The organism is Frigoribacterium sp. Leaf186 (assembly GCF_001423905.1).
In the GTDB taxonomy this organism is placed as follows: domain Bacteria; phylum Actinomycetota; class Actinomycetes; order Actinomycetales; family Microbacteriaceae; genus Frigoribacterium.
In genome coordinates, this window is sequence record NZ_LMPQ01000010.1 from 673,455 (window position 1) to 690,555 (window position 17,101).

Genomic DNA, 17,101 nt, shown 5'->3' on the forward strand with positions numbered 1-17,101 from the left:
CGTGCTCCGGATCAGCCGGAGGCGCGCATCAGATGTCGAGGAAGCGGACGTCTTTCGCGTTCTGCTGGATGAAGTTGCGGCGCGACTCGACGTTCTCGCCCATCAGGGTGTCGAAGATGGTGTCGGCGGCCACGGCGTCCTCGAGCGTCACCTGCAGCAGCGTGCGGGTGTCGGGGTCCATCGTGGTCTCCCACAGCTCTTTGTAATCCATCTCGCCGAGGCCCTTGTAGCGCTGGATCGCGTTCTCCTTCGGGATGCGCTTGCCGGCGGCACGACCCGACACGAGCACTGCGTCACGTTCGGCGTCGCTGTAGACGTACTCGTGGGCGGCGTTGCTCCACTTGAGCTTGTAGAGCGGCGGCTGGGCGAGGTAGACGTAGCCGAGGTCGATCAGCGGACGCATGTACCGGAACAGCAGGGTCAGCAGCAGCGTCGTGATGTGCTGCCCGTCGACGTCGGCGTCGGCCATCAGGACGATCTTGTGGTACCTCGCCTTGTCGGGGTCGAAGTCCTCGCCGATGTCGGCGCCGAAGGCCTTGATCATGGCCTGCACCTCGTTGTTGCCGAGGGCACGGTCGAGACGGGCCTTCTCGACGTTGAGGATCTTGCCCCGCAGCGGCAGGATGGCCTGGGTCTCGGGGTTGCGCCCCTGGACGGCCGAACCACCGGCCGAGTCGCCCTCGACGATGAAGATCTCGCTGCGCGAGGGGTCTTTGCTCTGGCAGTCCTTGAGCTTGCCGGGCATGCCGTTCGACTCGAGCACGCCCTTGCGGCGGGTCTGCTCGCGCGCCTTGCGGGCGGCCAGCCGGGCCTGCGACGCCAGGATGCCCTTGCGGACGATCTCGGCGGCCTGCTTCGGGTTGCGGTCGAACCAGTCGTTCAGCTGCGAGCCGGCGACCTTCTGCACGAACGACTTGGCCTCGGTGTTGCCGAGCTTGGTCTTGGTCTGCCCCTCGAACTGCGGCTCGCCGAGCTTGATCGAGATGACCGCCGTCAGCCCCTCGCGGACGTCGTCGCCCGAGAGGTTGTCGTCCTTCTCCTTGAGCAGGTTCTTCTCGCGCGCGTAGCGGTTGATCAGCGTGGTCAGCGCGGCGCGGAAGCCCTCTTCGTGGGTGCCGCCCTCGTGCGTGTTGATCGTGTTGGCGTAGGTGTGGACGCTCTCTTGGTACGAGGTGTTCCACTGCATGGCGACCTCGAGCGAGATCTTCTTCTCGGTGTCTTCTTGCTCGAAGGCGATGATGTCGTCGTGGACCGTCTCGACCTTCTTGGTCGTGTTCAGGTACTCGACGTAGTCGACGAGGCCCTTCTCGTAGTGGAAGACGTCGTGGCGGGGCTCGGCGTCGTCTTCTTGCACGCGCTCGTCGCTCAGCTCGATGCGCAGGCCCTTGTTCAAGAACGCCATCTGCTGGAACCGGGTACGGAGCGTCTCGTAGTCGAACTCGACGCTCTCGAAGATCTCGGCGTTGGGCCAGAACGTGATGGTCGTGCCGGTGGTGCCGTCTTCTTCGCCCTTGGCCAGCGGCGCCACGGGGACGCCGTCGGTGAAGCTCTGGCGGTAGACGTTGCCCTGCCGGCGGACCTCGACGTCGAGCTCGCTCGAGAGTGCGTTGACCACCGAGCTGCCGACCCCGTGCAGACCACCCGACACCGCGTAGCCGCCGCCGCCGAACTTGCCGCCGGCGTGCAGCACGGTCAGGACGACCTCGACGGTGGACCGGCCCTCGACCGGGTGCACGTCGACGGGGATGCCACGGCCGTTGTCGACGACGCGCACGCCGCCGTCTTCGCGCATCGTGATCTCGATGTGGTCGCAGTGGCCGGCCAGGGCCTCGTCGACCGAGTTGTCGACGATCTCGTAGACCAGGTGGTGCAGGCCTCGGGGGCCCGTCGAACCGATGTACATGCCAGGGCGCTTGCGCACGGCCTCGAGACCCTCGAGGACCTGGATCGCACTGGCGCCGTAGGTGTCGTCGGGCTGGGCGTCGGTGGGATCAGCTGACATGTGCGTGGGGGCTCCTGCCGGACGGGACGTGTGTGCGCCGACCGGTCGCGACCGCTCTCTCAGCGGCCTTCGGACGACCTTCCGAGTCTACCGCAGGCCCGTCCGTCACGGGGCGAAATCCGCCCTCAGACGGATTTTCCCACCGCACTTGGACGATTCACCCCGGTCAACCGTAAGTATCGCGAGGGCCCCGCCCTGGAACCGATCTGGGGCCGCGTTTCCAGGTCGGGGCGTTGGGTGCCAAGAAACGCACCGACTGGATGCCCGCGTCCGGGTACCTCCGAACGATGCTCGTGGTGACCTGCGTGCGCATCAGCCGCAGCTGCGTCGCCCAGGCCGTCGAGTCGCACTGCACGGTCAGGGTGCCGTCGTCGATCGAGACCGGATCCGAGTGCGCGGCCAGCTCGGCGCCGACCATGTCGGGCCAGGCGGTCATCAGCTCGGACTGGGCCAGCGGGCTGTTCCAGCCCAGCTCGCTCGTGACGGCCGAGAGCACGTCGGCGATGCCCCGCGGCTCACGCCCCGTGCCGAAGGGCTGGCTCGGCGAGCCGAGCTTGATCGACTTGCGCTTCCGGGCGTCGCGCGAGCGCGAGTTCGGGTCGCCGAACACCCGCCGGAACCGCAGGTAGACCCGCTGGGCCTCGCTGTCGGGCTGCGCCTCGGCTTCAGGAGGCGCGGGTGGCGTGGACGCCGGAGGTCGCGGTGCGTCGTCGGCGCTCACCGCGCCTCCTCGGGGTCGGCCTCGGTCGGCGGCTCGCCGCCGCCGTCCTCGTCGTCGGGCCGGCTGGTCTCGTCGACGACGACGTCGCCGGCCTCGTCCGCCTCCTCCACGATCGTGCCTCGCGCGATGCGGACCGTGTGGGCCTTGAGGCGCGGCGGCACGTCGGCCTCGACAGCGGCGGTGATGAGCACCTGCTCGTAGTCGGCCACGGCGTCGGCGAGGCGTTCACGACGGGAGCCGTCGAGTTCGGCGAAGACGTCGTCGAGCACGATGACCGGGTCGCCGGTCGGCGAGTCGACCCGGACGACCGCGGCCGAGGCCAGCTTGAGGGCGAGGGCGAACGACCACGACTCGCCGTGGCTGGCGTACCCGCGGGCCGGCAGTCCGTTGAGCGAGAGGAAGAGGTCGTCACGGTGCGGACCGACGAGGGTCAGCCCGCGCTCGAGCTCGGTCGGGCGGACGCGCGCCAGCGCCTGGCGGAACACCTCGGGCACGTCGTCCGCGGGGATCGTCTCGGTCGGCCCCTCGGCCGCCGTGGTCTCGTCGTCGGGGGTCGCGCCCCGGATGCTCAGCACGGTCGAGAGCCGCGCGGCGTGGTCGGCCCCGGCCACCGCTGCGTAGGCCCGGGCGACCTCGGGGGCCAGGTCGGCCGCGAGCCGGTCACGGGCGACGACGAGTTCGCTGCCGAGGGCGACGAGGCGTTCGTCCCAGATGTCGAGGGTGCCGAGCTGGGCCGCCTTCACCCCGGAGGCGCGGGCCGACTTCAAGAGCGTGTTGCGCTGCTTGAGCACCCGCTCGTAGTCCGTCTGGACGCCGGCGAAGCGGGGTGAGCGGGCCACCAGCAGTTCGTCGAGGAACCGCCGTCGACCGGACGGTTCTCCGCGGACGAGCGCCAGGTCCTCGGGGGCGAACAGGACGCTGGTGAAGTAGCGCGGCAGCTCGCGGGGCTTGATCGCGCCCCGGTTGACCTGTGCGCGGTTCGGGGAGGACCGGTTGATCTGCACCTCTGCGAGCAGCTCGCGGTCGTCGGCGAGCAGTCGTGCCCGGACGACCGCCGAGTCGCGGCCCTGACGGATCAGGGCCGCATCCGACGAGACCCGGTGGGATCCGAGGCTCGAGAGGTACCCGAGCGACTCGACCAGGTTGGTCTTGCCCTGGCCGTTGCTGCCGACGAAGAGGTTCGGCCCGCGCGCGAGGCTGACTTCGGCAGACGTGTAGTTGCGGAAGTCGGTCAGGCTGAGATGCAGTACTCGCACGCGGGCCGGTGGAGGCGCTAGGCCTTCTTGACGGCGTGGCCGCCGAACTGGTTGCGAAGGGCGGCGACCGCCTTCATGGTCGGCGAACCCTCGCCCTGGCGCGAGACGAAGCGCGCGAAGATCGAAGCGCTGATCGCGGGCATGGGTACGGCGTGGTTGATCGCCTCTTCGAGCGTCCAGCGACCCTCGCCGCTGTCTTCGACGTAGCCCGAGATCTCGGCCAGCTTCGGGTCGGCCTCGAGGGCCAGCACCATGAGCTCGAGCAACCACGAGCGCACGACGGTGCCGCGCTGCCAGGCCTTGAAGGTGCCGGTGACGTCTTTGATGAGGTCGCTGCGGGCTTCGAGCAGCTCGTAGCCCTCGCCGTAGGCCTGCATGATCGCGTACTCGATGCCGTTGTGGACCATCTTCGCGTAGTGGCCCGCACCGGTGTCGCCCGCGTGGACGAAGCCCTCTTCGCGGGGGCCCTCGGGGCGGAGTGCGTCGAAGACGGGCTGGGCCATGGCGACGTTCTCGGCCGAACCGCCGACCATCAGGCCGTAGCCGTTGTCCTTGCCCCAGACGCCGCCCGAGACGCCGGCGTCGACGTACTTGATGCCGTTGCCGCCGAGCAGCTTCTCGTTGGCGAAGTCGCTGGTGAACTTCGAGTTGCCGCCGTCGATGACGAGGTCGCCCTCGGAGAGCTCTTTCGAGAGCTCTTCGATGACGCCGGCGGTGATGTCGCCCGCGGGCACCATGACCCAGACGATGCGGGGTGCGGGCAGGGTGCTGGCGAGCTCGGCGAGGCTGGCGACGTCGGAGACGGCGGGGTTGGCGTCGTAACCGGTCACCTCGATGCCGCTGTCGCGCAGGCGGGCGCGCATGTTGTTGCCCATTTTGCCGAGACCGACGAGGCCGATGTGCATGAGGATCCTTTGTTCGTTGCGGTGGGGCCCGAGGGCGGCACCGTTGCGTGCAGAGCGCTCTTAGCGCAGGAGGAGGTTGGGCTGCAGCAGGTACTTGTAGCTGTCAGCNCCCGGCCTGGTCCTTGGACGACTGACTGGTGATCAGCACGGGACCGGGCTTGTTCGGGTTCTCCGTCTTGGTGAAGGAGATGCGGACGAACTCGGAATGAACCGCTCCGAGACCGTCGAGGAGGAACTGCGGCTTCAACGAGACCACCGTGTCCTCACCCGTCAACAACGCATCGATCGACTCTGACGCCTGCGCTTGTTCGCTCCCGATGGCCTCGAGCGTGAGGCCGTCGATCGTGAACGTGAACCTGAGGGCCGCCTCGCGCTCGAGCACGAGCGAGACGCGGCGGACCGACTCGACGAGTTCGGCCGTGTTGATCACGGCGTAGTTCTCGACGGTGTCGGGGAAAAGACGCTTCACCGGGGGGAAGTTGCCCTTGATGAGCAACGAGGTGACGGTCTTGTTGTCGGCCTGGAACGCGATGAGCTCACGCTCGTCGGATCCGGTGATCGAGACGGCGACGGTGCCAGCGTTGCCGAAGGTCTTGCCGACCTCTTGCAGGGTGCGTGCCGGGACGAGGGCCGTGGTGGTGGTCTGGCTGGCGACGGTGCCCGGGTCGAACTCGATGCCGCGGACGGCGACGCGGTAGCGGTCGGTGGCCACGAGCGAGAGGGCGTTCTCGGTGACCTCGAGCTGGACGCCGGTGATCACCGGGGTGACGTCGTCGCGCGAGGCCGCGACGGCCACCTGCGAGACGGCCAGGGCGAACGAGTCACCGGGCACGACGCCCGAGCGGTCGCCGACCGTGGGCAGGGTGGGGTACTCCTCGACGGGCATGCTCAACAGCGAGAAGTTTGCGGATCCGCAGCTGACGGCGATCCGGTTCTCGTCCGTCGAGAACGTGACGGGAGCGTTCGGCAGCCGGCTCGCGATGTCGGCGAGGAGGCGCCCCGAGACGAGGATCGTGCCCGGCTCGTCGATCTCTGCGGGAATGCTCGTCTGGGCCGAGACCTCGTAGTCGAACGACGAGAGCGTCAGGCCGTCGGCGTCCGCCTCGATGAGCACGCCGCTCAGGATCGGCAGGGTGGTGCGCTGGGGCAACAGCTTGACGGCGAAGGAGACCGCATCGCTGAAGACGTCACGGTTGACCTGGAACTTCACGCGGGGACCCCTATCGACTTCGCACTCGTGGATGGCCGCTCAATACTGGCACAGCATCGGGGTCAGCCCTTCCGGGAGGAGAAAGCCGAGGCCCGAGCCCCGGATCGATCCACAAGGTTGTCTCTCGATCAATTTCTTGTAACCAGGATTAACAGTCTTAACCGTTGTGCACAGTGTGGATAACCTGTTTAAAACCCCGTGGCTCAGGCGAACTACACGCGTGTGACTTGTGGAGGGCGTGTGGAACCGAATGACAGGAACCGTCGCGGTCCCCACCTCGCTCCGAGCGGGATCCCACAGGTGCGACGGATCCCTGAACAGCGTCGACGCGGTTATCCACGAGTTTCCACAAGTTATCCACACTGTGTGGAACGTGCCTCCCCAGGGCCCACCAGGAGGCGCTGGGCACCCCCGAGGACGACGAACGGGCGCCGACACGTGGTCGGCGCCCGGACGAGGCGGTCGGGGCGGACGGGCCGGCCTGGCCCGCCGACCACTCACTTGTAGCGGGTGTCCTGCTTGATGCGGCTGGTCAACTCGGTCACCTGGTTGTAGATCGAACGGCGCTCCTTCATGAGCTCGCTGATCTTCTTGTTGGCGTACATGACCGTCGTGTGGTCGCGGTTGCCGAAGAGCTGGCCGATCTTGGGCAGCGAGAGGCTGGTGAGCTCGCGGCAGAGGTACATGGCGATCTGACGAGCCGTGGCGATCGCCTGCGAGCGGGACGACCCGTAGAGGTCGTCGACCGTGAGCTTGAAGTAGTCCGCCGTGTGGTTGATGATGTCGACCGGCGCGATGATGTTGTCCTCGTCGAGCGTGATCAGGTCTTTCAGGACGGTCTGCACGAGGGCGAGGTCGACGGCCGTCCGGTTGAGGCTCGCGAAGGCCGTCACCCTGATCAGGGTGCCCTCGAGCTCGCGGATGTTGCTCGACACCTTGGTCGCGATGAACTCGAGGACCTCGTCGCGGATCTGCAGCTTCTCGCTCTGCGCCTTCTTGCGCAGGATGGCGATGCGGGTCTCGAGGTCGGGGGCCTGGACGTCGGTGATCAGGCCCCACTCGAAGCGCGACCGCATGCGGTCCTCGAAGCCCGTGAGGTGCTTGGGCGGCAGGTCGCTGGTGATGACGAGCTGCTTGTCGTGGTCGTGCAGGGTGTTGAAGGTGTGGAAGAACGCCTCTTGGGTGCTGTCCTTGCCCTGGAGGAACTGGATGTCGTCGATCAGCAGGATGTCGATCTCTCGGTACCTCTGCTGGAAGAGGCTGGAGCGGTTGTTCGCGATCGAGTTGATGAAGTCGTTCGTGAACTCCTCGCTGCTGACGTAGCGGACGCGGATGCCCGGGTACATCGTCTCGGCGTAGTGGCCGATGGCGTGCAGCAGGTGGGTCTTGCCGAGCCCCGACTCGCCGTAGACGAAGAGCGGGTTGTAGGCCTTGGCCGGGGCCTCGGCGACGGCGACCGCGGCCGCGTGGGCGAAACGGTTCGAGGCGCCGATGACGAAGTTGTCGAAGCTGTACTTCGGGTTCAGGCGGGAGTCGTTGCGCTTGCCGCTGGCACTCGACTCGACCGGGGCCGGCACGAACGGGGCCTCGATGTAGTGGACCGGCTCGGACTGCTCGACCTGCTGGGTGAGGGTGTCGGGGGTGATGTCGGGGTTGACCGTGATGGCGAAGCTCGAGACCGACGCGTCGCCGAGCCCGGCGATCGACTCGAGCAGGGGCTCACGGATGCGTTGCTCGAGCATGCCGCGCGTCAGGTCGTTGGGCACCTCGAGGTAGAGCGTCCCGCCGAGGACGCCCTTCGGCTCGACCAGGCTGATGAAGCCGTGCAGCTGGGGCGTGATGCGGTCGTCGGTCGTCAACGTCGCGAGGACGGAACGCCACAGGTCCTGGACCGGGTCGACGGTGTGCGCCACTGGGAGTCTCTTTCTCGCGGTGCGGGCGTCGGACTGGTCCGAGTGCCTCCGCGTGCGGGTCGCGTTCACCCGCGGGTGTTCGAAGGGTACGAGTGCGGGACGAGTTGTGCACAGCTTTCTCCACCGATCGGCTGGCTCCGTCCGGGGCCGGGAGTGCTGTGCGTTCCCCGTCGTCACGCGGATGCACCGCGAGGAGTACCCACCTTAGTTCGCCAGGGTGTGGACTCCGCAACAGGAGTTTTCAACAGTGTGGACAACCGCCTCCGAGGCTGCCGTTTGACCAGGGCTCCGATCACGCGTACTTTTAATCAGTTGATTTCAGCCGCGTTGGCTGTACAAGACTTCTCGGATCGTGGCAACAGGCCTGGTCCGCTTTCCTGGAGGACCCCCATGAGCAAGAGAACGTTCCAGCCGAACAACCGTCGCCGCGCCAAGAAGCACGGCTTCCGTGCTCGCATGCGCACCCGCGCCGGCCGCGCCATCCTCGCCGCCCGTCGTGGCAAGGGCCGCACCGAGCTCTCGGCGTAGCCACTCCCGTGTTGGCCAGGGCCAACCGGATCGTCCGCGCAGACGACTACCGAACCACCGTGCGCCGTGGCCGCAAGTCGGGCACGGCGCACTCGGTCGTCTACGTGCGTCGTCGTGACGACGGCATGGTCCGGTTCGGCTTCATCGTGGCCAAGACCGTCGGCAACGCGGTCGTCCGCAACACGGTCCGTCGTCGGCTCAAGGGCGTCTGCCACGAACTGCTGCCGACGCTCCCCCCGGGGGTCGACGTCGTGATCAGAGCCTTGCCAGGCAGCCCTGACGTTGCGTGGTCTACCCTGCTCACGGACATCTCCGAGGTGGTCGACAGGGGCGTGAGAGCGTGACGAGAGCGGTGCAGTTCGTGGGGTTGCTACCCCGCAACGCGTGCGTGCTCCTCCTCCGCGTCTACCGCGCCGTCGTCTCCCCGCTCTACGGTGACGTCTGCCGCTACTACCCGTCGTGTTCGAGGTACGCCCTCGAGGCCATCCAGCTGCACGGCGTCGTGCGCGGCGTGGCGATGGGCAGCTGGCGCATCGCCCGGTGCCACCCCTGGGCAGCGGGAGGCGTCGACGACGTCCCCGAACCCCGTACACAGAAGTACCACGTCACGAAGTCCGGCTTCGTGACACCGCGATCCACCACCGCCACGGCCGACCTCGTCGGATCCGGCCGGATCGTCGCTCAGAGCCACGGAAAGGGCTGACCCGAACACCATGGACTTCATCGGCACCATCCTCTGGCCCCTGAGATGGGTCGTCGAGGCGATCCTCGTCGGCTTCCACAACGTCCTCACGGCGTTCGGCATGGACACCGCGGCCGGCAGCACCTGGGTGCTGTCGATCGTCGGACTCGTCCTCGTGGTGCGCGCCTGCCTCATCCCGATCTTCGTCCGGCAGATCAAGAGCCAGCGCCGCATGATGGAGATCGCGCCCCGGCTGAAGAAGATCCAGGACAAGTACAAGGGCAAGCGAGACCAGTTCAGCCGCGAGGCGATGTCGCGCGAGACGATGGCGCTCTACAAGGACACGGGCACCAACCCGCTCAGCTCGTGCCTGCCCCTGTTGATCCAGATGCCGATCTTCTTCAGCCTCTACACGGTGCTGCACAACGCCCAGCAAGAGAAGGTGGGCATCGGCCTGCTGAACGCCGCCCTCTCGAACTCGTTCGGTGAGTCGGCGCTCTTCGGCGCCCCCCTGAAAGAGACCTTCCTCGGTGCCACGACGTGGGAGGTGCGGCTGATGGCCGGTGCCATGGTCGTCATCATGACCGCCTCGCAGTTCATCACCCAGCTGCAGATCGTCTCGAAGAACATGTCGCCCGAGACCAAGGCGAGCCCCATGTTCAAGCAGCAGCGCATGCTCTTGTACTTCCTCCCCCTCGTCTTCATCTTCTCGGGTCTCTCGTTCCCCTTGGGCGTCATGTTCTACTGGCTCACCTCGAACGTCTGGACGATGGTGCAGCAGTTCCTGGTCATCCGGAACATGCCCACCCCCGGCAGCGAGGCGGCGCTCGCCCGCGAGGAGCGCCTGGCCCGCAAGCAGCAGCGCAAGGGCTTGCCCACCATCACCGTGACCGAGATCGAGTCGGCACCCGCCATGCCCAAGACGACCCAGCGGACGCAGCCCGTCGGCAAGAACCGCGCCAAGAAGCAGAACGGCCCCAAGAAATGACCACTGACGACTCCACGACCGACATCGTCGAGCCCGCCGCCGAGAACGGCGACGACGCCGCCTCGACCGACACCCAGGAGGCGCGGGTCGGCTCCGACGGCGAGGCCGACGTCCTCGACGAGGGCGACATCGCGGCCGACTACATCGAAGAGCTGCTCGACATCTGCGACTTCGACGGCGACATCGACATCGAAGTGCGCGGAGGCCGTTCGTACATCTCGGTCGACTCGAGCGGCGAGCAGAAGCTCCGCCTGCTCTCCAAGCCCGACACCGTGAACGCCTTGCAAGAGCTGACCCGGATCGCCGTCCAGACGAAGACGGGCGAGTTCTCCCGCCTGATCCTCGACATCGGTGGGTCGCGTGCGACCCGTGAGACCGAACTCGAGCGCCTGGTCGACCACGCCGTCGCCAAGCTCGAAGACGGTGCCACGTCGGCCTCCCTGCCCCCGATGTCGTCGTACGAGCGCAAGCTCGTCCACGACGTCGTCGCCGCCCGCGGCTTCACCTCGGAGTCCGAGGGCGAGGGCCGCGACCGGCACACCGTCATCACGCGTCCCTGAGCCGACGCATGACCGACACGTCGACCCTCGAGGCCGAGCCGGCCGTCGCCACCGAGATCTTCGGTGATCGCATCGACGTGGTCCGGCGGTACGTCGCCGACCTCGCACAGCACGGCGAAGAGCTGGGCCTGATCGGCCCGCTCGAACTCCCGCGCCTGTGGACGCGCCACGTCGTCAACTGTGGCCTGTTGGCTCCCCTGCTCGTCGCCGGCCGCGTCGGCGACATCGGATCGGGTGCCGGCCTGCCGGGCCTCGTCCTCGCTGCGGCACGGCCGGACTCCACGCTCGTCCTCATCGAGCCCATGGAGCGGCGGGTCGACTGGCTGACGGCTGAAGCCGAGCGGATGGGGCTCGACAACGTCGAGGTCGTCCGGGCCCGCGCCGAAGACGTGCAGCTCGACGGGTGGCTCGACCAGGCGACGGCCCGGGCCGTCTCCGCCCTCTCGAAGTTGATCCCCCTCACCGCCCCTCTGGTCAAGACCGGCGGGCAGCTGTTGCTGATGAAGGGCGCTCGCGTCGACGACGAGATCGCTGCGGCGCGCAAGGTCATCGCACGCCACCACCTCATCGACGTCGAGGCCCGCGAACTGGGCGTGGGTCTCGTGGACGAGACCACCCGCGTCTTCATCGCCACGCTGGACTAGTCCTTGCCACGAGTCAATTGCCGTTTCATCAGGCAATTCGGTGTGACGCACCAGTCCGGCGACGGACTTGAACGGTACGAGGGCGTCAAGGCTCACCCCGTCGTGTCCCGCGGCGATGTCGTGTGCTCACGATAGACTCGGCCTTCGATCCCCGACGACCACCCACCCGCCTCCCGGCCGGCGTGGTCACTCCTCCGGGCTGATCGTTTCACGTGAAACATGGCGATACGGAGATCCCTCAGTGAGTTCCTCGGCTGACGACGACAGAAGCACTCCCCTGGCTCGAGAGCTCGCCGATCTGAACCGCCGGAAGCAGGCTCTCTCACGTGAGCCCCTGCCCGCCCCGGCGAAGACTCGGGTGATCACCGTGTCGAACCAGAAGGGTGGTGTCGGCAAGACCACCACCACGGTCAACCTCTCGGCTGCCCTCGCGCGCAGCGGTGCCCGGGTGCTCGTCATCGACCTCGATCCGCAGGGTAACGCCTCGACGGCCCTGGGAGTCGAGCATCGTGCCGAGACGCCCAGTGTCTACGACGTCGTGGTCAACGACGGCGCCGTGGCCGACGTCGTCCAGAAGAGTCCTGAGTTCGACACCCTCTTCTGCATCCCGGCCACGATCCACTTGGCCGGCGCCGAGATCGAGCTGGTGTCGTTGGTGGCCCGCGAACAGCGTCTGAGCCGAGCCTTGTCCGAGTACCTGGCCGAGACCGAGAAGGCCGGAGAACGGTACGACTACGTCTTCATCGACTGCCCTCCGTCGCTCGGGCTGTTGACCATCAACGCCTTCGTCGCGGCGAGCGAGGTGCTCATCCCGATCCAGTGCGAGTACTACGCGCTCGAGGGCCTGAGTCAACTGCTGCGCAACATCCAACTGATCGAGAAGCACCTGAACCCCCAGCTCAAGGTGTCGAGCATCCTGTTGACCATGTACGACGGCCGGACGAACTTGGCGCAGCAGGTCGTCGCCGACGTTCGCGAGCATTTCCCTGATGAGGCACTCAACACGCTCATCCCGCGGTCGGTGCGCATCAGTGAGGCACCCGGTTACGGCCAGACCGTGATCAGCTACGACACCAACTCCCCCGGGTCGATCTCGTACCTCGAGGCGGCCGCCGAACTAGCACGTCGAGGAGCACCCCAGTAATGGCAACCAAGAGAACCGGCCTCGGTCGCGGCATCGGAGCCCTCATCCCGGTCTCGGACGAGAGTCAGGATCGTCCCGTGGACGTGTTCTTCCCGACCGCCCAGCAGACGGCCGACGAGCTCATCGCCGTTCCTGGTGCCCGTCTGGCGAACCTCAACCCGCTCGACATCACGCCGAACGCGCAGCAACCCCGCGCCGAGTTCCGCGCCGAAGAGCTCGCCGAACTCGTGACGTCCATCCGCGAGGTGGGGGTCCTGCAGCCCATCGTGGTCCGGCCGGTGAAGAAGGCCGGCAAGGGCGCCGCGCAGTACGAACTCGTCATGGGTGAGCGCCGGCTGCGAGCCACCAAAGAGTTGGGCCTGGCGACGATCCCCGCGATCGTCAAAGACACCGCCGACGATGCCATGTTGCGCGACGCCCTGCTCGAGAACCTGCACCGGGCTGAGCTCAACCCGCTCGAAGAAGCGTCCGCCTATCAGCAACTTCTCGCCGACTTCGGCATCACGCAGGACGAGTTGGCGACGCGCATCGGTCGCAGTCGTCCCCAGATCACCAACACCCTCCGGCTGCTTCGCCTGCCGGCCGCGGTTCAGCGACGTGTGGCGTCCGGTGTCTTGACGGCTGGGCATGCCCGCGCCATTCTCAGCACGGGTGACCCCGTCCTCATGGCACGTCTCGCCGATCGCATCGTCAACGAAGACCTGAGCGTCCGTGCGGCCGAAGCGATCGCTGCCGGTGGCAGCGCGAAACCGAAGTCGACCCGCACGGCGACCCCCGGCAAGCACCAGGCTCACCTCGATGAGGTGGCCGAGAGTCTTGGCGACCGCTTCGAGACCCGGGTCAAGGTGTCACTGGGTGCTCGCAAGGGGTCGATCACGATCGACTTCGCCTCCATGCAAGACCTGAATCGCATCCTCGGCCAGCTCGGTCACGAGCAAGAGGGCTGACCACCGCTGGGAAAGCCTTCGGTTTCACGTGAAACATGGTGCGCCCGTGAGCCATCCAGAGTGACATGGTGATCGACGCCGAGGCCGACGTCATCGGATACCACCTCATGTTTCACGTGAAACCAACCGGGGGTCGAGGGGGGGTGACCAATTGCAGCGGGATTGTGCAGACCGCTCCCCCGTCGCGAGGCGGCGGCAGACCGGTCGACGCCGCGCAGATCTCGCCATGCGAACTGTTCTGCGGAAGCTGCCTCGTACCAGCTCACGCCTGAAGCGGCCTCGATGATCGAGCCACGCCGCCTGTCCACCTCCACCACCGCACCGCGGATACCCAGATCACTCAGGAAAGTAGGCGATCAGCAGGTCGATGTCGTTGTCGTCCCCGAAGATGCCGGAAGACGGCGCAGGCGCGGAAGTCTCCACGCCACGTCTTCGCTCACGGTCTCAGGACCCGACTTCTCGGTATGACTCGCTGCGTGACTCCGGTGGTCAGGTCCCGCCCATGCGAGATCACCTCCCATGGACCGGACGATCACGGTCCTATCGGTCGCTCACTCGAGCCAGGGTCAACGCCTGGTCATCGATGACGACCGCCAGGGCCCCACAGACACGTCGCCTCAATCTGCAGCCCCACACGTGCCGTCCATGACACGCATTCACGAGGCCTCTGCTGCTGGGCTCTGTTGCTGGTCACTCTTCGCGAGCATTGCGGCGGCACGAAGCGGGACCACTCGGCGCCGGCAGACGTTTCACGTGAAACACCTGCCGGTGCACGAGATCAGCGCTCGTGGTCGCTGACCGCCTTCTCGGCCAGGGCCGCGTAGAACATGCCGAGTTCGTAGCCGGCGGACTCGAGGGCCATGGGGACGAGCGACGTCTCGGTGAGTCCGGGCAACACGTTGACCTCGAGGAACCACGGGGTGCCGGCGGCGTCGACGATGAGGTCGACCCGAGACAGGTGGCGGAGGCCCAGCGCCACGTGGACGGCCACGGCGGCCCGGGCGGCGGCGTCGGCAGCCGACGGGTCGAGGCGAGCGGGGGTGTAGAAGGTGGTCTCCCCCGCGTTGTACCGCGCCTCGAATCCGTAGAACCCCTGGCGGGGGACGATCTCGACGGCCGGCAGGGCGAGGGGCCCGTCGCCGGTGTCGATCACCCCGACGGCGATCTCGGTACCGGTGATCTTCTGCTCGACGATGACGTCGTCGCAGTACGTGTAGGCGTCGACCATGGCCCTCGGCAGCGATCCGGCGTCGTCGACCACCGTCACGCCCTGCGCCGACCCGCCTCGTGCAGGTTTCACGACCACGGGTACCGGGTGCTCGTCGGCGATGGCAGCGAGCACTCCCACGGCTCCGAGCTCACGGAACGCGTCGTGCGAGAGGGTGATGCCGCGAGGTGTGGACACTCCGGCCCGCCGGGCCAGTTCTTTGGCCGTCGGCTTGTCCCATGCCAGTCGTGCTGCGGCCGCCGTGCTGCCGACGAAGGGCACGTCGAGCGCTTCGAGCAATCCGCGCAGGGCGCCGTCCTCTCCGCTGGCGCCGTGCAGGGCGGGCCAGACCACGTCGGGGCGGGACGTGATCAGGTGTCCGAGCAACGAGGCGTCCGGGTCGCGGAGCTCGACCTCGATGCCGTGGGTCGTGAGACTGTCGACCACGCGCCTCCCGGATCTCAACGACACGTCGCGTTCGTGCGAGATGCCGCCGGCGAGGACGGTGACGGTGTGCAGCGGGCTCGATGCCATGGTGGGGCCCTCCTCTGGTGTCACGGCGCCGAGCCCAGGGCTGGCGTCGATCGACCGCGATGCGTGGAAAGTGCTGGTCAGTTGGTGTTCGGCGGCGGGACGACGACGCTCTGCGGGCGTGCGGCCGGGTTCGAGAGGCTGGCGCCGGAGAACGTGCGCAGCAGGTCGAGCTCGCCGTTGACGACGGCGGCGAGTCGGGCGACGCCGGTGCGGATCGACTCGGGGGTCGGGTAGCAGAACGAGAGTCGGATGTTCTGGCGGCCCTGGCCGTCGGCGAAGAAGGCCGTGCCGGGCGTGTAGGCGACGAGCTCCTTGACGGCACGGGGCAGCATCGCCTTGGAGTCGAGCTCAGGGGGCAGCCCGACCCAGACGAAGAAGCCGCCGTCGGGGACGTTCCAGCTGAGCGAGGGCAGGTACTCGCCGAGCGCCGAGATCATGGCGTCGCGTCGCTCGCGGTAGAGGCCCCGGAAGGTCTCGATCTGACCGCGCCAGTCGGCCTGGTCGAGGTACTCGGTAATGACGAACTGCCCGAACGAGTTGGGCGACAGCGTGGCCGACTCGTTGGCCAGGATGAGCTTCTCGCGGATGGCGTGCGGGGCCAGCGCCCACCCCACCCGGAAGCCCGGTGCGAGCGTCTTCGAGAACGAGCCGAGGTAGATGACGCCCTCGTCGTCGATCGAGCGCATCGCCTGCGGCGCGGGCTGGTCGAAGTAGAGCAGCCCGTAGGGGTTGTCCTCGAGGACGAGGATGCCGGCCGAGCGGCAGATCTCGAGGATCTCGACGCGTCGGGCCCAGGTGAGCGTCACGCCGGCCGGGTTGTGGAAGTTCGGGATCGTGTAGAGGAACTTGATGCGGCCGCCGCGGGCCGTGACGCCCGCGATGGCCTCGCGCAGCGCCTCGGGGACGAGGCCGTGCTCGTCCATCGCGACGTGGACCACGTCGGCCTGGTAGGCCTTGAAGACCCCGAGGGCCCCGACATAGCTCGGCGACTCGGCCAGCACGACGTCGCCGGGGTTCACGAACAGGCGGGTGACCAGGTCGAGGGCCTGCTGCGAGCCGGTCGTCACGACGACGTCGTCGGCGCTGCCGCGGATGCCCTCCATGGCCATGATCTGCATGATGTGCTCTCGGATGGCCGGGGTGCCCTGGCCGCTGCCGTACTGCATCGCCATCGCTCCCCCGTCGGCCATGACGCGGTCGATGGCACCGGTGACGAGCTCACGGGGCAGGGCCGAGACGTAAGGCATGCCGCCCGCCAGCGAGACGACCTCGGGCCGCGAGGCCACGGCGAAGAGGGCTCGGACCTCGGAGGCGCTGAGGCCGGCCGTACGGTCGGCGTACGAGTCGTACCACGGGTCGAGGTTGGTGCCCTTGTCGCTCATCGATGTCCCTGTTCTGTCAGAGTGCTGCGGTCAAGACTATGCCCGTCCGGGCCGGGGACGACGAGAGCCCGCCCAGCGTGTGCTGGGCGGGCTCTCGTCGTGGTGTCGGCGTCGACTACGCGATGAACTCCGCCAGGTCGGCCTCGAGGGCCGGCTTGGGCTTGGCGCCGATGACGGTCTTGACGACCTCGCCGCCGCGGTAGACCTTCATGGCCGGGATCGAGGTGATCTGGTACTTCATGGCGGTCTGGGGGTTGTCGTCGACGTTGAGCTTGACGATCTCGATCTTGTCGCCGTGCTCGGCGGCGATCTGGTCGAGGATGGGCGAGACGGCGCGGCACGGGCCGCACCACTCGGCCCAGAAGTCGACCAGGATCGTCTTGTCGGAGTTGAGGACGTCGGCCTCGAAGGACGCGTCGGTCACTGCTTTGGCGCTGCTCATGGTGTTCCTTTCGTCAGGGTGATCTGGGTTGGCTTC

The 17,101-nt window shown here is 67.4% G+C and carries 16 protein-coding genes and 1 pseudogene; 8 read left to right on the forward strand and 9 right to left on the reverse strand.

Going from position 1 to position 17,101, the window contains the following annotated elements; all coding sequences use genetic code 11:
- Positions 1-28: 28 nt before the first annotated feature.
- From gyrB to dnaA, 6 genes and pseudogenes are all read right to left on the reverse strand, one after another.
- Positions 29-2,002 carry a DNA topoisomerase (ATP-hydrolyzing) subunit B gene (gyrB, locus tag ASG05_RS09945; protein WP_056260218.1) on the reverse strand — a complete coding sequence of 658 codons (1,974 nt, stop codon included), beginning with the start codon at positions 2,000-2,002 and terminating at the stop codon, positions 29-31.
- A 166-nt stretch (positions 2,003-2,168) separates the two neighbouring features.
- The gene (locus ASG05_RS09950; protein ID WP_082486614.1) at positions 2,169-2,723 is read right to left on the reverse strand and encodes a DUF721 domain-containing protein; all 555 of its coding nucleotides are present in this window, start codon (positions 2,721-2,723) and stop codon (positions 2,169-2,171) included.
- On the reverse strand, positions 2,720-3,979 hold the full coding sequence (recF, locus tag ASG05_RS09955) for a DNA replication/repair protein RecF (protein WP_082486615.1): 1,260 nt from the start codon (positions 3,977-3,979) through the stop codon (positions 2,720-2,722). Before recF ends, ASG05_RS09950 begins: the two co-directional genes overlap by 4 nt.
- Positions 3,980-3,996: 17 nt before the next feature.
- Positions 3,997-4,884: a phosphogluconate dehydrogenase (NAD(+)-dependent, decarboxylating) gene (gnd, locus tag ASG05_RS09960; protein ID WP_056260219.1), complete on the reverse strand. Its 888-nt coding sequence runs from the start codon at positions 4,882-4,884 to the stop codon at positions 3,997-3,999.
- A 109-nt stretch (positions 4,885-4,993) separates the two neighbouring features.
- Positions 4,994-6,094: pseudogene (gene dnaN / locus ASG05_RS09965) on the reverse strand (DNA polymerase III subunit beta); the annotation flags it as partial.
- Between the two features lie 497 nt (positions 6,095-6,591).
- Positions 6,592-8,007 (reverse strand): chromosomal replication initiator protein DnaA, encoded by a 1,416-nt coding sequence (dnaA, locus tag ASG05_RS09970; protein ID WP_056260221.1) that lies wholly within the window; start codon positions 8,005-8,007, stop codon positions 6,592-6,594.
- Between the two features lie 390 nt (positions 8,008-8,397).
- On the opposite strand from dnaA, the gene rpmH reads away from it, so the two are divergent.
- From rpmH to ASG05_RS10010, 8 genes are all read left to right on the forward strand, one after another.
- On the forward strand, positions 8,398-8,535 hold the full coding sequence (gene rpmH, locus ASG05_RS09975) for a 50S ribosomal protein L34 (RefSeq protein WP_043595303.1): 138 nt from the start codon (positions 8,398-8,400) through the stop codon (positions 8,533-8,535).
- A gap of 8 nt (positions 8,536-8,543) precedes the next feature.
- On the forward strand, positions 8,544-8,879 hold the full coding sequence (rnpA, locus tag ASG05_RS09980; protein WP_056260224.1) for a ribonuclease P protein component: 336 nt from the start codon (positions 8,544-8,546) through the stop codon (positions 8,877-8,879).
- Positions 8,876-9,238 (forward strand): membrane protein insertion efficiency factor YidD, encoded by a 363-nt coding sequence (gene yidD / locus ASG05_RS09985; protein ID WP_056260225.1) that lies wholly within the window; start codon positions 8,876-8,878, stop codon positions 9,236-9,238. Before rnpA ends, yidD begins: the two co-directional genes overlap by 4 nt.
- A gap of 10 nt (positions 9,239-9,248) precedes the next feature.
- Positions 9,249-10,205: a membrane protein insertase YidC gene (gene yidC, locus ASG05_RS09990; RefSeq protein WP_056260227.1), complete on the forward strand. Its 957-nt coding sequence runs from the start codon at positions 9,249-9,251 to the stop codon at positions 10,203-10,205.
- The gene (locus ASG05_RS09995) at positions 10,202-10,765 is read left to right on the forward strand and encodes a R3H domain-containing nucleic acid-binding protein (protein ID WP_056260229.1); all 564 of its coding nucleotides are present in this window, start codon (positions 10,202-10,204) and stop codon (positions 10,763-10,765) included. Before yidC ends, ASG05_RS09995 begins: the two co-directional genes overlap by 4 nt.
- An 8-nt stretch (positions 10,766-10,773) precedes the next feature.
- The gene (rsmG, locus tag ASG05_RS10000) at positions 10,774-11,409 is read left to right on the forward strand and encodes a 16S rRNA (guanine(527)-N(7))-methyltransferase RsmG (protein ID WP_056260231.1); all 636 of its coding nucleotides are present in this window, start codon (positions 10,774-10,776) and stop codon (positions 11,407-11,409) included.
- A 115-nt stretch (positions 11,410-11,524) separates the two neighbouring features.
- Positions 11,525-12,553 (forward strand): ParA family protein, encoded by a 1,029-nt coding sequence (locus ASG05_RS10005; RefSeq protein ID WP_082486616.1) that lies wholly within the window; start codon positions 11,525-11,527, stop codon positions 12,551-12,553.
- Entirely contained in the window at positions 12,553-13,500 is a 948-nt protein-coding gene (locus tag ASG05_RS10010) for a ParB/RepB/Spo0J family partition protein (protein WP_056260233.1), read from the forward strand. The genes ASG05_RS10005 and ASG05_RS10010 overlap by 1 nt, the downstream gene beginning before the upstream one ends.
- A 778-nt stretch (positions 13,501-14,278) precedes the next feature.
- Here the strand turns inward: ASG05_RS10010 and ASG05_RS10015 are convergent.
- The 3 genes from ASG05_RS10015 to trxA all read right to left on the reverse strand — a co-directional run bounded on the left by ASG05_RS10015 (position 14,279) and on the right by trxA (position 17,065).
- Positions 14,279-15,241, reverse strand: coding sequence for a D-alanine--D-alanine ligase (locus ASG05_RS10015; RefSeq protein WP_056260235.1), 963 nt, complete (start codon positions 15,239-15,241; stop codon positions 14,279-14,281).
- A 77-nt stretch (positions 15,242-15,318) separates the two neighbouring features.
- A complete protein-coding gene (locus ASG05_RS10020; protein ID WP_056260237.1) occupies positions 15,319-16,623 on the reverse strand; it encodes a PLP-dependent aminotransferase family protein in 1,305 nt (434 codons plus the stop codon).
- A 115-nt stretch (positions 16,624-16,738) separates the two neighbouring features.
- Positions 16,739-17,065: a thioredoxin gene (gene trxA / locus ASG05_RS10025; protein WP_043595317.1), complete on the reverse strand. Its 327-nt coding sequence runs from the start codon at positions 17,063-17,065 to the stop codon at positions 16,739-16,741.
- Positions 17,066-17,101: the final 36 nt, after the last annotated feature.

What these genes read in the sequence shown, in the direction of transcription:
- gyrB (WP_056260218.1), bottom strand. Translation starts at nt 2,002, where the DNA reads ATGTCAGCTGATCCCACCGACGCCCAGCCCGACGACACCTACGGCGCC.
- gnd (WP_056260219.1), bottom strand. Translation starts at nt 4,884, where the DNA reads ATGCACATCGGCCTCGTCGGTCTCGGCAAAATGGGCAACAACATGCGC.
- rpmH (WP_043595303.1), top strand. Translation starts at nt 8,398, where the DNA reads ATGAGCAAGAGAACGTTCCAGCCGAACAACCGTCGCCGCGCCAAGAAG.
- yidC (WP_056260227.1), top strand. Translation starts at nt 9,249, where the DNA reads ATGGACTTCATCGGCACCATCCTCTGGCCCCTGAGATGGGTCGTCGAG.
- ASG05_RS09995 (WP_056260229.1), top strand. Translation starts at nt 10,202, where the DNA reads ATGACCACTGACGACTCCACGACCGACATCGTCGAGCCCGCCGCCGAG.
- rsmG (WP_056260231.1), top strand. Translation starts at nt 10,774, where the DNA reads ATGACCGACACGTCGACCCTCGAGGCCGAGCCGGCCGTCGCCACCGAG.
- ASG05_RS10005 (WP_082486616.1), top strand. Translation starts at nt 11,525, where the DNA reads ATGTCGTGTGCTCACGATAGACTCGGCCTTCGATCCCCGACGACCACC.
- ASG05_RS10010 (WP_056260233.1), top strand. Translation starts at nt 12,553, where the DNA reads ATGGCAACCAAGAGAACCGGCCTCGGTCGCGGCATCGGAGCCCTCATC.
- ASG05_RS10015 (WP_056260235.1), bottom strand. Translation starts at nt 15,241, where the DNA reads ATGGCATCGAGCCCGCTGCACACCGTCACCGTCCTCGCCGGCGGCATC.
- ASG05_RS10020 (WP_056260237.1), bottom strand. Translation starts at nt 16,623, where the DNA reads ATGAGCGACAAGGGCACCAACCTCGACCCGTGGTACGACTCGTACGCC.
- trxA (WP_043595317.1), bottom strand. Translation starts at nt 17,065, where the DNA reads ATGAGCAGCGCCAAAGCAGTGACCGACGCGTCCTTCGAGGCCGACGTC.